Source organism: Sorangium sp. So ce145, assembly GCF_051525985.1.
Classification (GTDB): Bacteria; Myxococcota_A; Polyangia; order Polyangiales; family Polyangiaceae; genus Sorangium; species Sorangium cellulosum_B.
This window is the reverse complement of the sequence record NZ_CP150315.1, coordinates 9221061-9243079: the sequence shown is the minus strand read 5'-3', so window position 1 is coordinate 9243079 and position 22019 is coordinate 9221061. Positions and strand designations below refer to the sequence as shown.

The following is a 22019-nucleotide window of genomic DNA, read 5'->3' as shown; positions in this document are numbered from 1 at the left end:
AGACCCTCGCAGCCGGAGGATCTCCGCGTGTCGATCAAGGACCACCTCTCCATCTCGTCCGAGGTCAGGAAAGCGCTCGCTGGCGGCCAGCCGGTGGTCGCGCTGGAGTCGACCATCATCACGCACGGCATGCCGTATCCGCAGAACCTCGAGATGGTGCGGCGCGTGGAGGCGGTAGTCCGCCGGAACGGCGCCGTGCCGGCGACGATCGCCATCATGGACGGCAAGCTCAGGGTGGGCGTGAAGGGGGAAGATCTCGAGCGGCTGGCCAGGGGGGGCGGCAAGGCGGCCAAGGCCTCGCGGCGCGACGTGGCGGCGCTCCTGGTCCTGGGTGGGATGGCCGGGACGACCGTGGCGACCACGATGATGGCGGCGGCCTGGGCCGGTATCCAGGTCTTCGCCACCGGGGGCATCGGCGGCGTGCATCGCGGGGCGGAGACGACCTTCGACATCTCCGCCGACCTCGAGGAGCTGAGTCAGACGCAGGTGGCGGTGGTCTGCGCCGGGGCCAAATCGATCCTCGACATTCCCAAGACGCTGGAGACGCTGGAGACGCATGGCGTGCCGGTCCTGGGCTACAAGACCGAGGATTTCCCGGCCTTCTGGGCGCGGCAGAGCGGGCAGAAGGTGGACCACAGGATCGAGAGCGCCGAGGAGGCGGCCAGGGTCATCGCGCTGCAGTTCGAGCTCGGCATGGGCGGGGTCCTTGTGGCCAACCCGATCCCCGAGAGCCATGCGATGGACGCCAGGGCGATCGAGGCGCGGATCGAGGAGGCGATCCGGTGCGCCGAGGCAGAGGGGGTGAGCCGCAAGGACCTGACGCCGTTCCTCCTGAAGCGCATCTTCGAGCTCACCGAGGGCAAGAGCCTCATCGCGAACATCGCGCTGGTCGAGAACAACGCGGCGGTGGCGGCGGAGATCGCCACGGCGATGAGCGAGCTCGGAGCGAAGTCGAAGTCGAAGTCGAAGGCCAAGGCATGAGCGAGGCCCACCGCGCGCTCGCGGTGGGCGACGTGATCGTCGGCCCCGAGGGGTTCTGGGCGGCGATCAGCTCGCCCGCGCCTCCGCTGCGGCCGCGGCCTCGTGCGCCGCGGCGAGCTCTGCGTCCTTCGCCGCGATCCGCGCGAACGCCGGCCGGCTGCACACCCGCGCGACGTAGTCCGTCACCTCCGGCAGCTCGGGCACGAGCTTGAACTTCACCATCCACTCCAGCGCCTTGCCCCACAGGACATCGGCCGCGGAGAACCGCTCGCCGAGCAGATACGGCCCTTTCCGGAGCGCTTCCGCGACGACGCCGAACATCGTATCGAAATCTCCGTACGGAGACGTCGCGGCCGGGGCCGGATCGCGCTTCATCGCCCGATCGACGACGGCCGGCTCGAAGCACGACCCGTAGTACGCGATCCACCGCAGGTACGGCCCGCGCAGCGGATCCCCGATGGCCGGGGTCAGGCCGGCCTCCGGGAACAGATCGGCGAGGTAAATGACGATCGCGACCTGCTCGGTGACGAGCGCGCCGTCGTGCAGGATCGCGGGCACCTTGCCGAGCGGGTTCACGGCGAGGTAAGGGGCCTTGCGCTGCTCGCCGGCCTTCATGTTCAGCACGCGGAGCTCGTGGGGCGCGCCCAGCTCCTCGAGCAGGATGCGCGTGCCCACCGAGCGCGAGTTCGGGGAATGGAACAAGACGAGGTTGCCCCTCGGGGTCGTGGTCGAATCAGCCATGTTGCTGCCTCCGGGGCGGACGCTACTGCCCGGGCCAGGCCCGGTATTGTAAAACAGCGCCACGCGCGATCATGAGCCCGAGCATCACCCCCGAGGACCCCACCCGCGGCATCCTGAACCCCGCCGCGGGTCTCCAGCGCTCCTTCGAGCTGCACCGCCACGCGCCCGCGCCGGACCTGGCCAGGCTCGTCGACTGGCACTGGGTCGTCCGCTGGTCGCTCACCGCGCCGTTCGAGCAGGAGCTCTTGCCGCACCCCTGCGTCAACCTGGCCATCGAGGCGCCGGGCTCGGCGGTGCACGGCATCGGAACCCGGCGCGAGGTCGTCCGGCTCGAGGGCACGGGCCGCGTCGTCGCGACGAAGTTCAAGCCAGGCGGCTTCTTCCCGTTCGCGCCCCTCCCCATGCGCCGGCTGGTCGACAGCGTCGTCCCCCTCGTCGAGATCTTCGGCGGCGCGGCCGGGCCGCTCGAGCGCGCCGTGCTCGACCAGCCGGACGACGCCGTCGCGATCCGCGCCGTGGAGGCGCTCCTGCGCGCACGCAAGGGCCCGGAGGACGCCGGGCTCGGCGAGGCGACGGCGCTGGCCGTCCGCGCGCAGGAAGACCGCGACATCCACCGCGCCGAGCATCTCGCCCGGATCGCGGGCGTCTCGGTGCGCACGCTGCACCGCGCGTTCGAGCGGTACATCGGCGTCGGGCCCAAGTGGATCATCCGGCGGTCACGCGTGCAGGAGGCCGCGGAGCGCGTGGCCACGGGCGCGCCCGTCGCGTGGGCGGCGCTCGCGCAGGAGCTCGGGTATCATGATCAAGCGCACCTGATCCGGGAATTCAAGGCCCAGGTCGGCTTCACGCCGGCCGTCTATGCAGAGCGGTGCGCGGCAGCGAGGTCGAAAGGCGGCCCGCCCGGCGTGAACGGGTGAGCTGCGGGTTTACGGCCATCCGCAGCGCGGGAAGACCCGTTGACGCGCGAGGTCTTGGTTCAATTTTGCGGATTGGAAGGATCCCGAGCGGCTTGCGTCGAACTTCCCCTGTCGATAGCATCCGCGCGCCAATCGCGCGCCGTCGTCGGCGACTCCAGCTTTAGAGGTATTCGAACATGCGTCGATTTCAGAATCGCGTTTTCGTTGTCGCGTCGTTCTCTTCGGGGCTGTTCGCGGCCATGCCGGTGTACGCGGCGTCGGTGCAGGCGGTGAGCCGGGCGACGTGGGGGGCGAGCGGCGTCCCGAGCTACGTCAACATGAACATCTACGTGCCGGACAAGCTGGCCGAGAATCCGCCCATCGTGGTGGGCTGCCACTCGTGCAGCACGCCGTTGAGCTCGTTCTTCAACAGCATCTCGGGTATCAAGGCGGGCGCCGACAAGAACGGCTTCATCATCATCCTTCCGGAGGCCACCGGCCGGAATTGCTGGGACGTGGGCACGACGAAATCGCTGACCCACGACGGCGGCGGCGACACGCAGGCCGTCGCTCAGATGGTGAAGTACACGCTCGAGAAGTACAAAGGCGACCCGAAGCGCGTCTACGTGATGGGCGGCTCGTCCGGAGCGATGATGACGCAAGCCATGCTGGCGGTGTACCCGGACATCTTCCGGGCCGGCGCGGCGAGGGCGGGGGTGGCGGCCGGGTGCTGGGCGGACGGCTTCGACGCGGGCCAGCAATGGAGCAACAACTGCGCGGGGGGCAGGACGAGCAAGTCGGCGCAGCAATGGGGAGATCAGGTTCGCGGGATGTTTCCTGGGTACACGGGGCATCGCCCGCGCCTTCAGATCTTCCACGGCACGGCGGACGCGACGATCAACTACAAGAACCAGGCCGAGGCGATCAAGGAATGGACGAACGTGCTCGAGCTGAGCGAGACCCCGACCTCGACCGACATGATCACATCGGGCGGGACCACCTATGATCGCCAGTTCTGGAAGAACGAGTGTGGTCAGACGGTGTTCGAGGCCTGGTCGGGAAGAAACGGCGCGCACTCCATGCCGTACGAGGCCGACGCCATCCTCGCGTTCTTCGGGCTCGACAAGGCCGGTGGCGCCGATCCGGAGACCGACTGTTCCGAGGCTGCCGGCAGCGGCGGCACGGGTGGCTCGGGCGACGGCTCCGGGGGTGATCAGAACGTCGGCGGCGCCGGGCCTGCTGCGGGGAGCGGCGGCGCCTCGGGTGACGGCGGAAGCGCGGGCGAGGGCGTGACCGTCGGCTCTGGCGGGCAGCCCGCTGGTGGCGGCGAGGTCACCACGACGGGCGGCAGCGACCCGAGCGGCACGAGCGGCACGAGCGGTACGGGCGGTACGAGCGGCGCTGCGGACAGCGCCACCACCGGCGCGGGCTCGGAGTCTGCAGGTGAATCGGGTGGGTGCGCCGTCGTCGCCGGCGATGCCAAGCCGAAGAGCTCGTACGCAGCGGTCGTCGCCATGGGCCTCGCGCTGTTGACGCTCCGTCGCCAGCAGCGAAACGCTCGCACCCGACACGTGTCTTGTCGATGAACTGAAGCAACCCCTCGGCTTTTTCGAGAGAATTCACAGGGAGTCGGGGAGCGAAATCCCATCACTCTCCCCGTCTCCCCGCCTCCTTGTTCAATTATTTCTCCCTGAAAATGCCAACAAGGGGTCTCCGCGCTAGAAGGGCACCTCCGGAATCGGCGCGCGGTCGTGCCCCGGCGCGGTCGTCGGCGGGTTCGGCGGCCTCCTCGGAGGAGCCGGGACACCCGCGTGCGGTGTCCTGGGCGTGGCGCTCGACGGCGGCCGTGCTGCCGTGGTGGACGTCGGGGGCGCCGCCGTCTCGCGGGCGGCGTCCGCTGCTGAGCCCGTCGCCTCTGCAGCGGGCGCCGCGGGCGTCACGCTCTCCAGCGGCTCCGAGGAGCGCTCGACCTCTGCCGACGCGCGGGCGGCGACCTCCTCCGACGCCGGCGCGCCGGCCGAGGCGACCTTCGCGCCCGCCTCGCCCCCGGCGCTCGATCCGCCCCGACGGAGCGCGATGGTGACGCTGGCCCCGACGAGCATCGCCATCGCGATGCCGATCGCTTGCCTCGCGCGCTGAGGTTTCTGAAGTCGGGCCTCCTGCGCCGTCGATCCGGCGCCGGTCAGGGTGCCTGGCCTCGCCGAGCGGGGCGCGGCCGCCGGCTCGTCGAGCCTGGCGACGTCGAGCGCTATCGTCCCGCTGAGCCTCGGCCGAGCGGTGCTCGGCACGCCGGAGCACGGGGATTGCAGATCCGGAATCGATGGCGACGCCATGCCCGCGACACGGCGGAGCTCGCCCATCATCTCTCCGACCGACTGGAAGCGCTCCGCCCGCTCGCGGGCCAGCGCCCGCGCGAAGAAGGCATCGATCTCCGGCGGCAGGTCGGGCGCGATCAGGGACGCGCTGGGCACCGGACCGACCAGGATGTTGGCGATCACCGCGCCGAGCTGGGCCCCCTGAAAGGGCAGCTCGCCCGTGACGCCATAGAAGAGGATGACCCCGAGCGACCAGAGATCGCTGCGCTGATCGATGTCCTTTTCGCCCCGGACCTGCTCCGGGCTCATGTAGTGGGGCGAGCCGAGCAGCTCCCCGGTGCGGGTCACCTCTTCCGTCAGCGCCGCGCCGGTGTCCTTGACGATGCCGAAGTCGAGGACCTTGACGACCTCGTCCTGCTCTCCCTCCAGGCGCATGAGGAACAGGTTGGCAGGCTTGAGATCGCGATGGACGAGGCCGGCGTCGTGCGCGCGACGGATGGCCTTGCCGGCCTGCACCAGGATCAGGGTGGCGTCCACGAGAGAGAGCCGGCCGACGCGCAAGAGGCGCGTGCCCAGGTCCTCGCCCTGAAGCAGCTCCATCACGAGGTACGGAGTGTCGTCGTCGACGCCAAAGTCCTGGACGTAGACGACGTGTGGGCTCTGGAGGCTCGCCGCGATCCTGGCTTCACGCTCGAAGCGGGCGAGGAACGTCGACGACGCAGCATAGGTCGGGTCCATGAACTTGACCGCGACGAGAGAGCCCAAGTTGACGTGTCGCGCCACCCACACCGAGCCCATCCCGCCGTGCGAGAGAGGTCGTTCGAGACGATACTTCCCACCTACGACGGAATCCGGAGCGAACTGCATGGTGATGGCTTCCTCCTGATAGCCGAGGGAGGCGAGGGGAGCGTACAGGATAGGAAAGGCGCCGGCCACGACGAGGCGGGAGATGTCAGATGGATTATCCTTCTGTGCGCCACGTTCCGGGCGCCTCGGGCTCGACACGGCCGCGAGATGACTCCCCGGATCGCCGTGGCTGGTCCGGGTCCGACGCGGGCGTCGACAGCGCCATCAATGCGTGACGTTCCTGACAGCGGCGGTGTTCGGCGAGGGGGGATGCGCTCGGGACGCCGGCGAGCGCGGGCGCCGCGCGCGCCGGCGCTGCGCGTTCGCGCGCGGAGCACCGGGGGCCTTGCTTGCGCAGCGCAGCACGCCGGGCCTCCGCGGCGGTCCGCCGGCGCCGGCGCCGGCGCCGTGAGAGGAGACCACGACGCCCCCACCTCCGAACCCGCGCGGAAGCACGAGACCGCCTGCGAGAGCTATTGCGATCCCCTTGCCCCCGTCTAGAATCCACACTGCAATGAACAAATTATTTCGCAATCCAACTATCATCGCAGCTGGTCTCTCCCTCGCTCTCGGCGCGCTGGCCTGCGGAGAAGACGACAGCCCGGCAGACCAGAGTGGAACGGGCGGCGGGGCGACCGCCGGGTCGGGCGGCGGGGCGACCACGGGCTCGGGCGGCGGGGCGACCAGCGGGTCGGGCGGCGGGGCGACCACGGGGTCGGGCGGCGCGTCGACGTCGGCGTCGAGCGGCGGGGTGACGACGGCGTCCGGCGGCGATCCCAATCCCGATCCCGCGAACGCGCGGACCTTCGACCACCGGCACGCGAGCCTGGACGGTATCCCGGCGAGCTGCGCCGAGGCGCTCAAGTCGGGGGACTTCGTCTTCCACTACGCCCACCGCTCGCACGGCTTCCAGATCATCGTCGGCGCCGAGAGCATCGAGGCGAAGACCCCTACCTACGCCTTCGAGACGGAGTATTGCGACGTCCCGCAGCAGGAAGGCGCCTTCCTGATGTGGGACGGGATGATCGACACCGACCTCATCCCGGGCGAGCAGTACTGGGCGACCGAGGCCGGGATCAACGACGTGCGCACCATCCTCGGAGGGCACCCGGAGATCCGGTACTCGATGTGGGCGTGGTCCTCGGAGATCTCCGAGCAGACCGAGGAGGACGTGCAGCGGTACCTCGACGTGCTCGACGCGCTCGGGCAGGAGTTCCCGGAGGTGACCTTCATCTACATGACGGGGCCCGGTGACGAGGAGTACAACGGCGTGAACCGCGCGGCGCGCAACCAGCAGATCCGCGATTTCTGCCGGGAGCATGGGAAGATCCTCTATGACTTCGAGGACCTCGACGTCCACGCGGACGGCGAGCGGCACACCACGACGGTGGACGGCGTCGAGATCCCGATGCAGCACCCGCGTTACGACGTGGAGACGTCCGGCAACGCGGAATACGAGCACACCCACACGACCCAGGGCGCCTGCGAGAACAAGGCCATGGCGTTCTGGCGCATGATGGCCGAGCTCGAGGGGTGCGCGCAGTAGCCCCCGAGGTCGGCGGGCGCGCGGGCTGGCGCTCGGCCGCGGCGACGCCGCGAGCCGCTGTCTTTCCTGTCGGTTAAGTCCCGGTTTCCGGCGGAAAACTCCGCCGGATCGCGTCGCTCACGTCTTGCGGGCCGCCTTGCGCCCATGCTACTCGGCTGTCGCACGGGCATGCTCCCCCGCGCGCCTCCCGCGCAGGGGCGCCGCCTGGCAGCCGATCGGAGGCGGGCCATGGAAAGCGCGATACCGCTCGGGAAGAAGCAGATCATCGACGGCCAGCTGCGGGTCTACTACTACGGTTACTGGATCAAGGCCTACGAGGCGCCGGCCGACACGCTGCTCGCGAAGAAGCGCCTCATCGAGGCGCTGACGCGGCGCCTGTTCAACCACGTCGAGCACGGCATCAACGTCCCAGGGAAACGGCTGGACGAGGCGCGGCTCGCCTTCGAGTCGGAGACCGATCCGCAGCGGAAGCGCGTCAAGGCCGCCATGCTCGCGGGCGCGATCTTCAATCGAGCGGCGGATATCTTCACCAAGCTCGTCGAGATCCAGGAGCTCGGGGTCACGATCGAGCCCGACAACGCCCTGATGCGCGAGTGCGGAGAGCACCTCCTCGAGGCGCTGACGCTCGGGAAGATGGTGCTCCACCGCAGCGGCGAGGAAGGTCTTGACGAGCTCTGGGGCGAGCCCTTCAAGGCGTTCTCGTTCCCGATCGAGGCGTTCTACAACAGCCGGTATGTCAAGATCGCCCAGAGCATGAGGGCGATCGACGGCATTCGCGACGCGATGATCGCCACCTTCGCGGGCTCGCCGATGTTCGCCGGGCTCGACCGCCTGGCCCGCGAGTTCGCGCACGCGGCCAAGATCAAGTGCGAGACGCTGCGCACCGACGACGACATCTTCGAGGTCTGGACGTCGTTCGTCGTATCGGCGGAGAAGCTCGCCGGCTTCCAGCCGCTGCTCGGCGCGGACGCCTCGCCGCACGAGCGGGAGCAGGCGGCCCAAGGCGTCGAGCTGATCGTCCGTGGCAAGAACGTGATCTCGTACATCACGCGCGCGCGCGTGCCGATGCCCAAGACCACGGGCGAGCTCCTCGAGCGGTACGAGCGCTATCGCGCCACGTACAGCGCCGCGCCCGCGTCCGGGCCCGCGCGCAGCGTCGCCTGAGCGCCCTCTGTCCGCCGGAGCACGTCTGCGACCGGGGCGTGTGCGTGCAGGCGTGCGGCAGGGGAGAGCTCGTGTGCCCCTCGGACAAGGCGTGTAATGCCGTCGACCCGTGCAGCACCGTGACTTGCGAGGAGGGCACGGTCTGCGGCGGCGGCTCGGGCGGGGCCGCCGCGGGCGGCTCCGGCGCGGGCGGCTCCGGCGCGGACAGCGGCTGCGGCTGCACCGTGGCCGGCGCGCACGGCTCGCTCGGAGCGCCGCTCGCGGCGATCGCGCTGGCGCTGGCTGGAGCGATTTGCCGGCGGAAGCACGGCATTGCTTCCGCAAAGGGCCGGGCGTTTCGGAGATCGACAGGGGCATGACACCGCCCTGGCCGCTCCTCTCCGGCGAGCGGTCGTGGCATAGTCCGTTCATGAGACATGAAATCCTTGGCTCCGTGTTGTGTGGCCTCCTCCTCGCCGCCTGCAGCGATGATGAAACCGTGTCCCCGATCGGAGCCGGCGGCGCGGGCGGCAGCACGAGCAGCAGCGCTGGCGGCGGCGCGACCGGCGACGGCGGAGGCGGAAGCGGAGGCGCAGCGCCCGTCGCCTGCGGAGGGAGCGCGGGAGCGACCTGCGGCGAGACGGAGTACTGCGCGACGCCCGACCTGGCGTGCTCCGCAGAGGCGCAGGGGGAATGCACGCCGAGGCCGAGGGTCGGGGAATGCCCGGACGAATGTCAGGGGGTCTGCGGGTGCGATCAGCGCACCTATTGCAATGAGTGCATGGCGCACGCGGCCGGGGTGAACGCGTCGAGGGATACGGTCTGCGCAAGCGCAGATTACGTGATCGCCGATCACGACCGTGTCTACGTGCACCACGCCGACCTGCGAGGAGATCGGTGTCTGGTGATCTCGATCGCCGCGTTCGCCGACAGCGATCCGCTCTATGCCGGGGTCGAGCTGGAGGGCCTCTGGGGCGTGCTGGACGTGGCGCTCACCGATCAGATGGACGATTGCACCGGGCCGGGCATGCCGCCCGACGACGAGCGCACGTATACCGTGACCGGGGCCACCGGGACGATGTCGTGGGAGGCTGAGCCGAACACCGACATCCCGTGCATCATCGACATGGATATCACCGTCACGCTCGACGGGGAGCCCGGGACCGTGCGCTTCCGGGAGACCGGCGTGGTCGTCGACAACACGTGCCTGTAGCGTCGAACGCGCGTCTAACGCTAGCTGCGCTCGTCGGTCTTCACCGGGATCATTGACCATCGATCGGTCAACGAGCGACTTCAGGCGCTGCTCGCGTCGGGGGCGGGCGAGCCCTGCGAGCCGTCCACCAGGACGCTGTGTCCCAGAACCTACGCCGCGGAGGGCAAGGACACTTCCTTGCCCGCTCTCCTAGCCTCGATGATGTGAGCGGTGTTGACGAGGCCGATGTGAGAGAACGCCTGCGGGAAATTGCCGAGCTGGCGGCGCAGCTCGGGGCTGTACTCCTCGGCGAGCAGGCCGATATCATTGCGGAGGGAGACCAGGCGATCGAGGAGCGCTTCCGCCTCGTCGAGGCGACCGACCATCGCGTAGTTGTCGGCGAGCCAGAAGCTGCAGATGAGGAACGTCGCCTCGTCCCCCGGCAGACCGTCCACCCCCGTCTCGGTCGCGTAGCGCAGGACGAGGCCATCCCGGGTGAGGCCCTTCTCGATCGCAGCGACCGTGGACAGCATGCGGGGATCATCGGCGGCCAGGAAGCCCATGTGCGGGATCAGGAGCACGCTGGCGTCGAGGGCATCCGAGCCGTACGATTGAGTGAAAGCGCCGACGCGTGTGTTGAATCCGCGATCGAGCAGGTCGAGGCGGATCTCCTCGCGCAGCGCGCGCCAGCGCTGGAGCCGCTTCTCCAGTCGATGCTGTCCGCCTACACCGAACTCCTCGATCATGCGTACGGCGCGATCCACGGCCACCCAGGTCATCAGCTTCGAGTGCGTGAAGTGCAGCTGCTTCCCCCCGCGTATCTCCCAGATGCCTTCGTCCGGCCGCTGCCAGGACTTCTCGACGAAGTCCACGATCTCCACGATCGGGTCCCACGTGTGCGGCAGATCCGGCAGGCCGTGCGCGTGGGCATCGTAGAGCGTGTTGAGCACCTCGCCGTAGACGTCGAGCTGAAACTGATCGTAGGCGCCGTTGCCGATCCGCACCGGCCTCGATTCCTCGTATCCCGGGAGCCACGGCAGCTCGATCTCGGTGAGCCGATGCTCCCCGGCCACGCCGTACATGATCTGCAGCTGCGCAGGAGCGCCCGCGACCGCGCGCATGAGCCAGTCGCGCCAGGCCTGAGCTTCCTCGAGGTACCCGCCGCGCATCAGGGCGTCGAGCGTGAGCGTGGAGTCGCGCAACCAGCAGTAGCGATAGTCCCAGTTGCGAACGCCGCCGAGGTCCTCCGGCAAAGACGTGGTCGGCGCCGCCACGATCCCACCCGTGGGCGCATAGGTGAGCGCCTTCAGCGTAAGGAGCGACCGCACGACGGCATCACGCCAGCGGCCTTGGTAGCGACAACGGCCCGCCCACTCTCGCCAGTGACGCTCGGTCCGCGCGAGCTCCTGCTCCGCGTCGACGGGGTGCGCCGGCGCGAGTTCATGCGACGGGTAGAACGTGAGGGTGAACGGCAGGCGCTGACCCGCGCGGACGGCGAAGTTCGTCTCCAATCGGGCGGCGCTCCAGTCGGGGTCAAGCGATGCTGGGCTGCTGAACGCGAGCGCGGCGGGTCCAGACGTGAGCGTCGCTCGGCCTCCGGCGCACTGGATCCACGGGATCACGCGCCCGTAGCCGAACCGCGCCCTCAGGTCGGAGTGCATCGGGACCTCGCCCTCGATTCCTTCGACGATCCGGATGACGTCGTGGGCTCCGTCGACGAGCCGGGTGGCGTCGCGCGGGGCGACGCAAGGGGGCATGAAGTCGATCAGGCGCACGCGGCCGCTCTCACAGGCGAACTCGGTCTCGAGGACCAGCGTGTCCCGCCGATAGCGCCGCTCCAGGGTTCGTATCGCCGTGGCTGGCCGGATGGTCCAGTAGCCGTGGTCGTCGCGTCCGAGCAGCTTCGCGAAACACGCGTCTGAGTCGATGCGTGGCAGGCAGAGCCAGTCGAGCGAGCCGTAACGCGAGACCAGACCGACCGTGGTCGTGTCACCGATGAGACCGTAGTGTTCGAGCGGAGCTGACATGACTACACTATGCGTGTCCATGCCTGGACCGCAATCCTGGTGCTGATCGTTCGCCGCCCAGACCGCCTGATCCGATCCGCGGTCGCAGCGCCGCGTCCCAACGCGTCCGCTCGCTCATGCTGCAAGCAAGAAAGCTCATCAAGGTTCTCTCCCGGGGGGCGGCACGACGCTCGTCTGCGAGGAACACGGAAGCGTTTGCGCCCTGGAGTTCAGCGGCGACGAGCGGATCGTCGTGGAGGTCGACGATGGGGAATTCGGAGTCGCGGAGCTACAGTGGGAGACCGCCATCGAGCGTGGCCGAGCGGCGGGAGGCGATTGACCTTCAGGTTGAGCCGCGTCGTGGGTTGCCCGTGTTTCGGACCACGGCATCTCGCGGGCATCCTCGCACCCGTTCCCACGTACGTATCAATCTACAGCACGCGGGCGGTCCTGGCCGATGAATGAATCGTGCCCACCCGCGGCGTCACGGCGGGGGCTTTCGGCCGCCCGCCGGTGGTGCAGCGGCCTCGGTCGTGGAGGCCACGCCGGCCGCGGCGGCCAATCCGGCGACGATGCCGTCCCAGTGGCTGCCCTTCCACAGGACCTTGCCGCATCGATCGCACCGCCAGAACTCGTCGTGGCGATCCGCCACCACTGCCGGCACCGCATCCCGGACGCTGTCCTTCGGGGCGGCCGTGAGCGCGCCGCCGCACGCCATGCAGCGGGGGTCCCGCACGGGCAGCCCGAGCTCCCGCAGCACGAAGCCGGCCTGCTCCGTCGGCCGCAGCCCGCGCGGCACGTAGAGCCCGCGCACGGCCGCGGTGCGGAGGCAGCGCCGCTCGAACACGCCGGCGTCGGAGCTCAGCAGCACCCGGCCGGTCTGCTGCGCGAGGCGCACGAGATCGCCGTCGTCGATGCCATGCTCGAACATGGCGTCATAGCCCGCGCCGCGCAGCCAGCGCGACAGGCCGCCCAGCATGGCGTCGCACAGGAAGCTCGGCGCCGCCGCGCCGCCCTGCGCCGGGGCCGCGCCGTCCTGCGCCGGGGCCGCGCCGTCCTGCGCCGCCGCGCCGTCCTGCGCCGCCGCGCCGTCCTGCGCCGAGGCCGTGCCGCCCTGCGCCGGATCGGCTCCGCCGCCCGCCTCACCCACGAGCATGCCCCATCACGCTCAGGATGGCGGAAGGCCAGCGGGTGGCAAGGGCGCCGCCGGCGAAATCCCCACGCGCCCGCCTCGCGCTGCTACCGTCGCTGTAGGGTCAACCGATCGTGGAGGAGTCGATGTCGATGAAGCGTGCCAGGTGCTCCTGCGTGGCGGCCGCCCTCGCCGTGCTGGCGAGCGCGCAGCAGGCGTCGGCCTACTGCCGCTCGAACACCTGCAAGAGGTCGGAGCTCTGCCTGCAGGACGACCAGCCCGTCGGCGAATGCAAGCCGCTCCGCTGGGCGGGCGATTGCATCGGCTTCAGCATCCAGGAGGACGCGTCCAGCGAGATCTCCTACCAGGAGATCTCCGACGTGCTCGAGGCCGCGTTCGACACGTGGATGCAGGCGCCCTGCGACGGGGGAACGCCGGGGCTTCGCGTCCAGAACCTCGGGCCCGTCGCCTGCGGAGCGGTGGAGCTCAACGCCAGGGACGGCAAGACCAGGATCGTCGATGGCCTCGTGCCGGGCAACGCCAACGTGGTCGTCTTCCGCGATCTGGAGTGGCTCGCGGCCGCGGGACACAACACCGAGATGCTCGCGCTCACGACGGTGCAGTTCGACAAAAAGACCGGTAATCTCTGGGGGGCCGACATGGAGATCAACACCGATCTCTACGATTTCACCGTCGGGGACGACTCCGCCGCGCCGAGGGAAGATCTGCTCGCCATCGTCACGCACGAGGCCGGGCATTTCCTGGGCCTCGACCACACCATGGCCGGCCCCGAGGCGACCATGCACTCGAGGTACGACAGGGCGGACCCGATGAACTTCCGGACGTTGCACGACGACGACATCGCCGGCATCTGCCAGATCTACCCCCCTCGGGATCTCTCCGCGTCGACCTGCAACCCCATCCCGCCGCACGGGTTCTCGCCCGAGTGCGCCGACGACCAGCTGGTCCGCTGCAGCGCGGCGCCGCCCGCCGCCGGATCGAAGTGGAGCACCCCGCTCGCCGTCATCGCGGTCGGCGCGGCCACCTGGCTCCGCGCCGCCGGGCGCCCCCGCGCCGGCGAGCGCGGCAGGCGTGAGGCCCGCCGCGGCCGACGTTAGGCGCCCTGCGGCCTGCGCGAGGGGCTTTCCGACTTCGCCGTCACGGTCGCTGGCTGTGTCGTCACGACGGGCAACCGCGCCGCTTTACGTCCACGTCTGCTCGCTGAGGAGGAAGCGGTCAAAGAATCCTTCCTCGGCGAGATGCTCGACCGCATTCTCCATGTTGGTGCGGGTCACCTCGTCGAGGACAATCATCCCGGGTTCGGCGATGAATGGACGCCCTGCTTCTTTTGCCGACTCCAGATCCTGCGCCAAACGGGCGGTGTCGTAGAAGAACACAGGAATCCTCCCGCCGCCCGGTAGCAACACGGATGCCGTGCTCAGATACCCCTTGGAGTGAGTCTCGAGTTGCTCCAGCTCTCCAAAGTCGCCCAGGTCCAACCTGGCGACGAGCGGTCGCCTCTCGTCTGTCATCACGACCCTTCCTTCTCCACGTTGATCTGGTTGCGTAGCTCCTGAAGTTTATCCACGCGCATCGGTTTCGCCGGGACGATCTCAATGTGAGTCCAATGCTTGTCACGCTGGATAATTCTAGTCCCGGAGGGAGCTGCTCGGCCTGGTACGCGCCCCCGAATCTCTCGACCTCCGCCGCCGCTCCAGCACGACATCGAGCGGGCGATCTGATAAGTTCGACGAATGAACCTGCGTCGTGCGATCCCATTCCTCTGTCCGTTGGCTCTGCTCGCCGCGTGCACGGATGAACAGCGCTCTGACGCGGGCACCGGCGGAGGCACCGGGACCTCCGAGAGCAACGGGAGCACGAGCGCAGTGACCGGGACCAGCGCAGGCAGCGGCGGCACGGGCGCCAGTGGCAGCACTGCCGGCAGCGGCGGCACTGGTGGCAGCGGTGGCAGCGGCGACGTGCCGCCTCGGGAGCCCGAGGAGGTTCCGGTGCTGGAGGACATCACGTTCTACGACGGCTACGCCGAGACCGTTGACGAACCGATCCCGGCCGGCGTGATCCGCCACAACAACTCGCTTGTCGCGACCAGGTTGACCGGCGAGCTGCTCGCCAAGGTCCAGACCACCTTGAAGGTCCGCGTCATCGTGGGAGCGCTGTGCGACAACTACGACCGGCTCGGCTCGGTCAACCTGGCGCTGGTCCCCAAGGGGGCTCAGACCTACGTTCCCGGCCAGGTCGACCGGATCGAGGTCGCACGGTTCGTCACGCCGTTCATGGACATGAACAAGCAGCCGAAGACGGTGCCCTACGAGTGGGAGGCCAGCAACCTCGTGCCGATCTTGAAGGACCCCGACCTCCTGGCCGAACACGATTTCTGGTTCGAACTGGGCATCTTCGGCGTGCCTTACGCCGCGAACGACGAGGTCCGCGGGTGCGCTGGTCGCAACGACACGCAGCTCGGATCGCTGCTGTTGTATACCGACAGCACGCGGGAGGCCCAGGACTTCAGCGTCCTGCTGCCGCTGGCGATCGGCGAAGAATTCAACAATTACGCCAAGGGCGCCAGCGACAAGGTCGGCACGACCCGCAAGACCGTCAGCTTCGAATTGCCGGCGGATACACAGAATGCACAGCTCGTGTTGATCACGTCGAATCACGGCGCCAACCAGGGCGGCGAGGAGTATATTCGCCGCGAGCATTACGTGTACGTCGACGGCGAGCTGGCCTTGCAGTACAAGCCCGGGCGCACCTCGTGCGAGCCGTTTCGCAAGTACAACACCCAGGGCAACGGCATCTACGGGCCGTCCCCGCGGTCGGACAAAGAGTGGCAGTCGTTCAGCAACTGGTGCCCTGGCGACGTCATCGACACCCGGATCGTCCCGTGGGGCGCCGCGAGCGCCGGCACGCACGAGTTCGTGATCGACGTCCCAGACGCGACCTTCGTCGGCGGGGAGGGCAATATCCCGTTCTCGCTCTACGTGCAGGCGCGTTAGGAGCTTCAAACGCGAGCACCCGACGCGGGAACGGCCCGCGCCGTCATCGCGCTCCCGGCGCCTGAGCGCGGCGGCGTCCGTGTCGCCGCGCGCGCAGGAGCGCGCCGCCGGCCGCGGCGAGGCAGCTCAGCAGCGCCCCGGCGCGCCCCCCGCCCGACGCCCCGCAGGAGCAGCCGCCGCCGGCGCTCGGCTCGGTTGCGACCGCGCCGGCCTCGCCCCCGCCGGCGCTCGCCTCGCCCCCGCCCGCGCCCGCGGCGCCGCCCGGGCCGGCGCCGGCCTCGCACGAGGCCCCGGCGCCGACGAAGCGCGCTGTCGCCCGCCAGAGCCCGGGGCAGGTCCGGCCGGTCGAGCTGTCGCCCCCGCAGGTCTCCGGCGGGCCGCAGAGCCGGTCGAGCGTCATGAGCGGCGAGAACGTCCTGCCCCCGTCCGTGGAAACGCCGGCGGAAAAGCCGTCCACGGGCTCGTCGGCGCAGGCGAAGAGGCCCCGCGCCGTCCAGGTGAGGCAGCGGACGCCGAGCTGCCCAACCTGGGTGAACTCCAGGGTATCCGTCGGCGCCACCCACAGGCCGTCCAGATCGCTGCCGGCCGCGATCTCGGTCCCGTCGGGCGAGAGGGCGAGGCCGAGCAGGCTCGCCGCCTGGAACACCTCGCGCCACGTGGCGCCCCCGTCCCGCGAGACCAGCAGGGCATCCGCGCCGTCGCCGTCGCGGCGCACGTACACCACGTCAGGGTTTTTCGGGTCCACGGCGCCGAGGTACGGCAGGTTGCGATCGTCGCTGCCAGGGACGTCGAGCTCCTCCCACGTCGCGCCGCGATCGTCCGAGCGCCGCACGATCCCCTCGAACGTGGGGCCGTTGCGCCGCCCGCTCACGTAGATGCGCCGCGGATCGCTCGGCGCGCTGTCCAGGGTCACGCCGAGGAACGTGCTCGGGAGGTCGCCCCCGGCCTGCGTCCAGGTCCGTCCGTCGTCCTTCGATTCCCAGACCTGCGTCAAGATCGCGTCGCTGGCCATGACGCTGGAGCCGAGCAGGAGGACGCTCGCGGGATCCGCGCGATCGATCGACAGATCGACGATGTTGCGCTGGGCGAGCGGGCCCTCGGCGATATGCCAGTCGCAGCCGCGGTCGTGCGTCGCGCTGAGCCCGTCGAAGAGCCCGGCGAGGATCGAGCCGTCGGCGGTGACGACGAGCATCGGGTCCTCGAAGCCGCTGTAGCCGATGGCCGCTTCGCAGATCCACGACCAGCGCTCGCCGCCGTCATGGGTGGTGAGGACGCCGTAGGTCGCGCGGACGACGATGTGCTCGGGATCGGCGGGATCGACGAGGATCTGGCCGGCGGTGGGGTATCGACCGTTGGCGCGCGCGGGCGGGGCGGCGGAGAGGGCGAGGCCCGCCGCGGCGGCGGCGAGCCCGAGAGCGATACGGTTCATCGAAGCGAGGTTCGCTACTGCCGCCGGAACTGCTGGTTCGTCCCGTTGTTGCACGTGTACTGGGCGAGCCTGGCGCCGTCGGCGGTGCTGGCCCCGTAGACGTCCACGCACTTTCCGCTGTTGACCGAGCGCAGCGAGACGACGCCGTTGCCGCGATCGATGAGATCCCACTTCTGGCTGTTCTTGCTGCTGTTGCAGTCCGCCTGCGTGATGTTCGCCCCGTTGTTCCGGCTGGACCCTTGCACGTCGGCGCACTTTCCGCTGTTCACGTTCTTCACGGTCGCCGTGGTGCCGCTGATGATCTCGACTTTCCACTGCTGGTCGCTCGCCCCGGTGCACGGCCGCTGGACGACGGTGGCGCCGCTGTCCAGGCTCGCCGCGTTGACGCTCATGCATTTGCCGGAATGGAGGGCCGCCAGGCTCTGGCCGGTGGTGCCGCCGGTGCCGCCGCCGGGGTCGGTCGTGCCGCCGCCGGGGTCGGTCGTGCCGCCGCCCAGGCCGGAGATCTGGACCTGCGCGCCCGTGGCCGACACGGAGAGGAGCTTCAGCGTCGCGTTCGTCCCGAAGAGCTGATGAGAAGCGCCGACGGCGAGCGGCGCGTCCCTGAAGTTCCCGCCAGGGATCATGTCGAGCAGGTGCGCCCGGCCGCTCTCCCGCGACTGCGTGAAGAACGCATGGATGAGCACGCCCTTCGTGGAGAGGTTGCGCGAGTCGACGACGTTCGTCGCCGCCGGCTGGCGGAACTCGATCTGGTACATGATGTCGTTCGGGCCCTTGACGCGGAGGAGCTGGGTCCCGGTGCTCGCCTCGGTCATCGGGGCGAGCGTATACGTCCCGTCGGCGGTGACCGTCTGGGCCTGCGACGACGGGATCCACCCGAGGTTCACCTTGTAGTTGGCGTTGAAGTGCTGCTTCCCGCCGTTGCCCATCGGGTCGAACGGATCGCCGTACTCGTCGAAGGTGCAGTCGTTGCTCATCGTCACCGTCGCCCCGGCGTTGCGGCACGTCCGCGAGGAGGCGTGCCACAGGCCGAAGTTGTGGCCGAGCTCGTGCACGACGACCTCGGGCCAGAGGCCGGCGATCCAGGTGGCGTTGCCGGGCTGCGCGCCCATGCCGGCGTACCCGCAATCCATCTTCCCCCAGATCATGTAGTGCTGGTACGCGTTCAGATCGAAGCCGGCGTTCCTCGCCGCGGTCCTGGCCTCGTTCTGCCACCGGTTGTAGTCGTCGCACTTGCCGAAGGCGATGTTGAACGGGCCGGCGACGTCGTACTCGAGCTGCATCTTGCCGAACGACGAGCCCGCCAGGTGGGTCGCCGCGCCGGCCATCGTGTTGCGCACGTCCTGCTCCGTGCCCAGCGTCTGGCCGCCGTCGAACTGCACGCGCAGCACAAGGACGCGCTTGGTCCCGGTCGTGACGAGCGCGTTCGTCAGCTCGCCGATCCCCTCGGCAGGCCGCATCGTGGCGACAACGATCGTCCCGTCGCCGGTCTCGGTGCCGAACACGTCCACGGGGGAGCCGCTCGCCGTGCGCCAGTCGATCGACGGCTCGGCGCCTGGCGCCGCGTCCGCCATCGAGCCCAGGTCGAGGCGCACGAACACCCCATCTTCCCGCTCCAGCATGTACCGCGCCTCGCCATTCGCGACGGCGACGGTCAGCGTCCCCGAGGCGGTCGGGGCCGGCCCCTCGCCCTCGTCACCGGCGTCGAGGATCAGACAGCCGGGCGCGAAAGCGCACGCTGCGGTGAGGGCAGCCGTCGTGAGGTGTGACTTGAAGCGCTTCATTGGATCTTCCTTTCCTGGCTCGGTCCGATGCGCCCATCTCCCCCGAGGTCGGAGAGCGCCGCACCCTCCCCCTCAGGAGCCAGGGCGCGGCGCGACGGAGCGCTGCCAAGGAGAGGCCGCAAGCGCCGCCAGCCTCTCCGCTGCTGATGTAACTTGACGGCCAATCCGCTCGCGGATCCGCGCGGCCATCGCTCGCGATCGCCGCGCGTGCTGCCGTCCACCCACCCTCGCGAGTGCCTGTGCCTTCAGAGCAAATCCGCGGCCACAGTCGTGCTACCGGCTTGACAGGGGCGGCGCGCCTCTCTGGGTGAAACAATCACATGAGGACGGCCCGTGATCCACTCCGATATGATGTTTGCGCGACTGGCGTGGATCGCGAGGGATCCTGAATGGACATGAAAACACCACCCCAGTCAGACCACGTGAGTTGGTGGATGAGCTCTTGTGCTCGGTCGATCGAGCGAACTCGGCCGGCATTCTGCGCGATTTGCTGCGAGGGCGGCAATCCGTGGTCGCGGGTGAGCGCGTGAGTTCTCCAGTGAGTGCGCGGGCGGTGATGTGGGTAGATTGGCGCGCTCGCGGCGCGCCCTGTCGGCCGTCGCTCCGTTCGGAGCTCCGCGGGGCGCGGCCTGGCCGTGGGCGCGGAGCGCGGAGAGCGATTGAGGGGACCCGCGGCAGGGCCTCTCAGCGGGGCGGGGACACGGGCGCCCCGCCCAGCTGGACGGCGGCCCCGCGGCGGATCGCGCCCTCGCGGCGCACGGTCGCGTAGACCCCGGCGACGGCCGGGAACACGACGCCGGGGGCGACGGTCGCGCTCGCGACCGCGTTGTGCCGGGCGAGCGCGCGCAAGAGGCCGGGATCGCGCGGGAGGTCGCCCTGGGCCAGCGTGGGGACGACGCAGCGGGGGCAAGGATCGATGACCTCGAGGTGGACCTCCTGGGTGATCTCCAGCGCGCGGCCTATCCAGCCGTTCTCGACGAAGCGGCGCTCGCCCGCGGCCGTCGCGACGACGAGGTTCGGGCGGAACCTCGGGGCCTCGATGCGCCCCGAGGGGTGGAGATCGCGCAGGTGGTCGAGCGTCGCCGTGGTCAGCACGTGCATGGCGGCCACGTCGAAGAACGTGCCCGCCGGCGCGGCGAGTGCCATCGGCTCCTCGACGATCGTGGCCTGCGTCGCGGAGCCGTCCGCGGGCGACCGATCCGCCTCACGCGTCGCCGCGTCGGGCGGTCGGCTCACGAGCGCGACGTCGCGGCCGAGGGCGCGCGAGAGCGCCCGATCCACGTCCGGCTGCGCGCTGCTGAGCACGGCGCCGTCCGGCAGCGTGATCCACACGGGCGGCAAGGGCGCCGAGGGGCGCGGCGGCGCCGCGAAGGCCGCGCGGCACGCGAGCAGCGCGCCCCACTTGCCGGGGTGCTTGGCGCTCGCGACGTGCCCCGTCTCCCGGTCCAGGACGGCGTAGGCGCGGTCGCCGATCGCGCCGCGGTCGGTGATCTCCGCCTCGTCGATCTCCTCGCCTTGCATCGATTTGACCGGATAGCGCCATATCGAAACTACCGTTCCGGTGGGCTGCTCGTCCGGGTGCATGCCGTCTCTTTACTCGTTGCTCGATCTCCGGTCGAGCTCGGCGCCAGGAGATCGACGGCCCGACACGGCGCCTCGCGCCTCGCTCGGCTCCGCCGCCGCCCGTAGCCTAGATGCGCGCAGCGGCAAACACGCGCATCGGGTTCACACGGGGACGATCAGCTCGGCGAGCGGGAGCAAAGCGTAATCGGCGGCCGCGGTGAACCGCATCTCCCCGTCGATCAGGTAGAGATCGGCAGCTCCGGGTCGATCGTCCAGGATTCCGAGGTCGTACGTGACGACATCGCCGTCGACGCGCAGCGTGCGGATTCCTCCGATCTCCTTCTGGTGCGCTGCCGCCGTGAGCCAGTCGTGACCGAGCTCCGCCTTGCACTTCCTGTGACCGGTGTGACCGGCGACCTGTCGCAGGCCTCGCGGGAGCGAACGCGGCTCGAAGCGCCGCGGTCGCGCCGGATCGAGCTCCCATGCGGGATCGCCGCCCACGCGATCGACGCACGCAGGTCGATGGTAGAGGAGGCCGCCACCTTCGTTGCCCGCGGCGCCCGCGATGTGGAGAGGCTCGAGTGAAAGGGGCGTGCGCGCGCCGCTCTGCCATTCCGTGCGCCGCGCGTCGACCGCGGCGCGCAACTGTCGCTCGAGGGCCGCCGCCAGCCGGTGCGGGTCGCGCTCGTCCGGCATGCCCAGCATCGCGAGCTCGCGCGTGGTCACGCCCGCGTGGGTCAGGAGCACAGCGCGGCCGTCGGGCAGCACGCCTGAGAGCGCGAGATGAAAGCGGCCGCGGAGCAGCAGCTCGATGACGAGCTCGCGCTGGGACTCGCTGAACGACGCGTAATCACGCGCCGCGAGCCCCGGGGTCGCCACATCGGGAAACTGCGCTGCGAACTCGTCGCGCTGGCGCCGGGCGGCGGCCTCGGCGCCTTCACGCCGCCTGGTCTCCTTGATCGAGCGCCCGAGCGCGCGCGCCGCAGCGAACCGCACGTCGTCGAGGCCGGCGAGCTCCATGACCCGCGCCGCGTCATGGTTGCCGAACAGGAGCCTCACCTGCGCGGGATCGTGGCTGGCCAGCCAGCGCAGCGTGCGGAGCCCCTCCGCGCCCGCGCCCACCGGATCATCGAGGTCATAGTCGAAGTGATCGCCGATCGACACGAGCACGACGTCGTTGACCAGCCGGCCGTCCGCACCGAGCAACGCGTGCGACGCGAGCACGGCCATCACCTTGGCCATCGGCGCCTGCGGGTCGCCCATCACGAAGATGCGCCGCGGTGTCACCGTTGGCTGAGGCGCGGCCATGGCGCGTATTTTAGCATGTCCTCAGGTTCGGGCAAACGCTTGTCGATTGTCACGCTGTACGGCCGCCTTCCGCCGCTGGTCTTGAGCATCCGGAGCTCGGCCGTCTCGGCCATGACCTGAGTG

17 protein-coding genes are annotated in these 22019 nt (G+C 69.8%); 8 read left to right on the top strand and 9 right to left on the bottom strand.

The genetic code is table 11. From position 1 onward, the window contains the following. The first annotated feature begins 27 nt into the window (after positions 1–27). The gene (locus WMF34_RS34220; RefSeq protein WP_437990455.1) at positions 28–981 is read left to right on the top strand and encodes a pseudouridine-5'-phosphate glycosidase; all 954 of its coding nucleotides are present in this window, start codon (positions 28–30) and stop codon (positions 979–981) included. A gap of 66 nt (positions 982–1047) precedes the next feature. Here the strand turns inward: WMF34_RS34220 and WMF34_RS34215 are convergent, their stop codons facing one another. Then, positions 1048–1722 (bottom strand): glutathione S-transferase family protein, encoded by a 675-nt coding sequence (locus tag WMF34_RS34215; RefSeq protein WP_437990454.1) that lies wholly within the window; start codon positions 1720–1722, stop codon positions 1048–1050. Positions 1723–1793: 71 nt separating this feature from the next. Here WMF34_RS34215 and WMF34_RS34210 point away from each other — a divergent pair, with 71 nt between their 5' ends. Then, positions 1794–2639, top strand: a complete 846-nt coding sequence (locus WMF34_RS34210) for a helix-turn-helix domain-containing protein (RefSeq protein WP_012239348.1) — start codon at positions 1794–1796, stop codon at positions 2637–2639. A gap of 176 nt (positions 2640–2815) precedes the next feature. Beyond that, on the top strand, positions 2816–4204 hold the full coding sequence (locus WMF34_RS34205) for an extracellular catalytic domain type 1 short-chain-length polyhydroxyalkanoate depolymerase (protein WP_437990453.1): 1389 nt from the start codon (positions 2816–2818) through the stop codon (positions 4202–4204). A 132-nt stretch (positions 4205–4336) separates the two neighbouring features. Here the strand turns inward: WMF34_RS34205 and WMF34_RS34200 are convergent, their stop codons facing one another. Beyond that, positions 4337–5800, bottom strand: a complete 1464-nt coding sequence (locus tag WMF34_RS34200) for a serine/threonine-protein kinase (protein WP_437990452.1) — start codon at positions 5798–5800, stop codon at positions 4337–4339. 730 nt (positions 5801–6530) lie between these two features. On the opposite strand from WMF34_RS34200, the gene WMF34_RS34195 reads away from it, so the two are divergent. The 3 genes from WMF34_RS34195 to WMF34_RS34185 all read left to right on the top strand — a co-directional run bounded on the left by WMF34_RS34195 (position 6531) and on the right by WMF34_RS34185 (position 9681). Continuing rightward, positions 6531–7325, top strand: coding sequence for a hypothetical protein (locus WMF34_RS34195; protein WP_437990451.1), 795 nt, complete (start codon positions 6531–6533; stop codon positions 7323–7325). A 228-nt stretch (positions 7326–7553) separates the two neighbouring features. Beyond that, positions 7554–8489, top strand: a complete 936-nt coding sequence (locus WMF34_RS34190; RefSeq protein ID WP_437990450.1) for a hypothetical protein — start codon at positions 7554–7556, stop codon at positions 8487–8489. Positions 8490–8967: 478 nt separating this feature from the next. Next, positions 8968–9681 (top strand): hypothetical protein, encoded by a 714-nt coding sequence (locus WMF34_RS34185; RefSeq protein ID WP_437990449.1) that lies wholly within the window; start codon positions 8968–8970, stop codon positions 9679–9681. A 149-nt stretch (positions 9682–9830) separates the two neighbouring features. Here the strand turns inward: WMF34_RS34185 and WMF34_RS34180 are convergent, their stop codons facing one another. Together WMF34_RS34180 and WMF34_RS34175 are read right to left on the bottom strand one after the other, a co-directional pair. Further along, complete coding sequence (locus tag WMF34_RS34180; protein ID WP_437990448.1) at positions 9831–11687, bottom strand: glycoside hydrolase family 15 protein; 1857 nt, start codon at positions 11685–11687, stop codon at positions 9831–9833. Between the two features lie 463 nt (positions 11688–12150). Continuing rightward, entirely contained in the window at positions 12151–12822 is a 672-nt protein-coding gene (locus tag WMF34_RS34175; protein WP_437990447.1) for a Mut7-C RNAse domain-containing protein, read from the bottom strand. A gap of 128 nt (positions 12823–12950) precedes the next feature. On the opposite strand from WMF34_RS34175, the gene WMF34_RS34170 reads away from it, so the two are divergent. Further along, positions 12951–13916, top strand: coding sequence for a matrixin family metalloprotease (locus WMF34_RS34170; protein ID WP_437990446.1), 966 nt, complete (start codon positions 12951–12953; stop codon positions 13914–13916). An 84-nt stretch (positions 13917–14000) separates the two neighbouring features. Here WMF34_RS34170 and WMF34_RS34165 read toward each other — a convergent pair whose 3' ends face one another. Then, a complete protein-coding gene (locus WMF34_RS34165; protein ID WP_437990445.1) occupies positions 14001–14330 on the bottom strand; it encodes a hypothetical protein in 330 nt (109 codons plus the stop codon). A 222-nt stretch (positions 14331–14552) separates the two neighbouring features. On the opposite strand from WMF34_RS34165, the gene WMF34_RS34160 reads away from it, so the two are divergent. Then, on the top strand, positions 14553–15812 hold the full coding sequence (locus tag WMF34_RS34160) for a peptide-N-glycosidase F-related protein (protein ID WP_437990444.1): 1260 nt from the start codon (positions 14553–14555) through the stop codon (positions 15810–15812). Between the two features lie 43 nt (positions 15813–15855). Here the strand turns inward: WMF34_RS34160 and WMF34_RS34155 are convergent, their stop codons facing one another. From WMF34_RS34155 to WMF34_RS34140, 4 genes are all read right to left on the bottom strand, one after another. Continuing rightward, complete coding sequence (locus WMF34_RS34155; RefSeq protein ID WP_437990443.1) at positions 15856–17241, bottom strand: WD40/YVTN/BNR-like repeat-containing protein; 1386 nt, start codon at positions 17239–17241, stop codon at positions 15856–15858. A gap of 14 nt (positions 17242–17255) precedes the next feature. Then, entirely contained in the window at positions 17256–19025 is a 1770-nt protein-coding gene (locus tag WMF34_RS34150) for an RICIN domain-containing protein (RefSeq protein WP_437990442.1), read from the bottom strand. A gap of 684 nt (positions 19026–19709) precedes the next feature. Then, positions 19710–20609 carry an MOSC domain-containing protein gene (locus WMF34_RS34145; protein ID WP_437990441.1) on the bottom strand — a complete coding sequence of 300 codons (900 nt, stop codon included), beginning with the start codon at positions 20607–20609 and terminating at the stop codon, positions 19710–19712. 141 nt (positions 20610–20750) lie between these two features. Beyond that, complete coding sequence (locus WMF34_RS34140; RefSeq protein WP_437990440.1) at positions 20751–21896, bottom strand: metallophosphoesterase; 1146 nt, start codon at positions 21894–21896, stop codon at positions 20751–20753. Positions 21897–22019 lie beyond the last annotated feature (123 nt).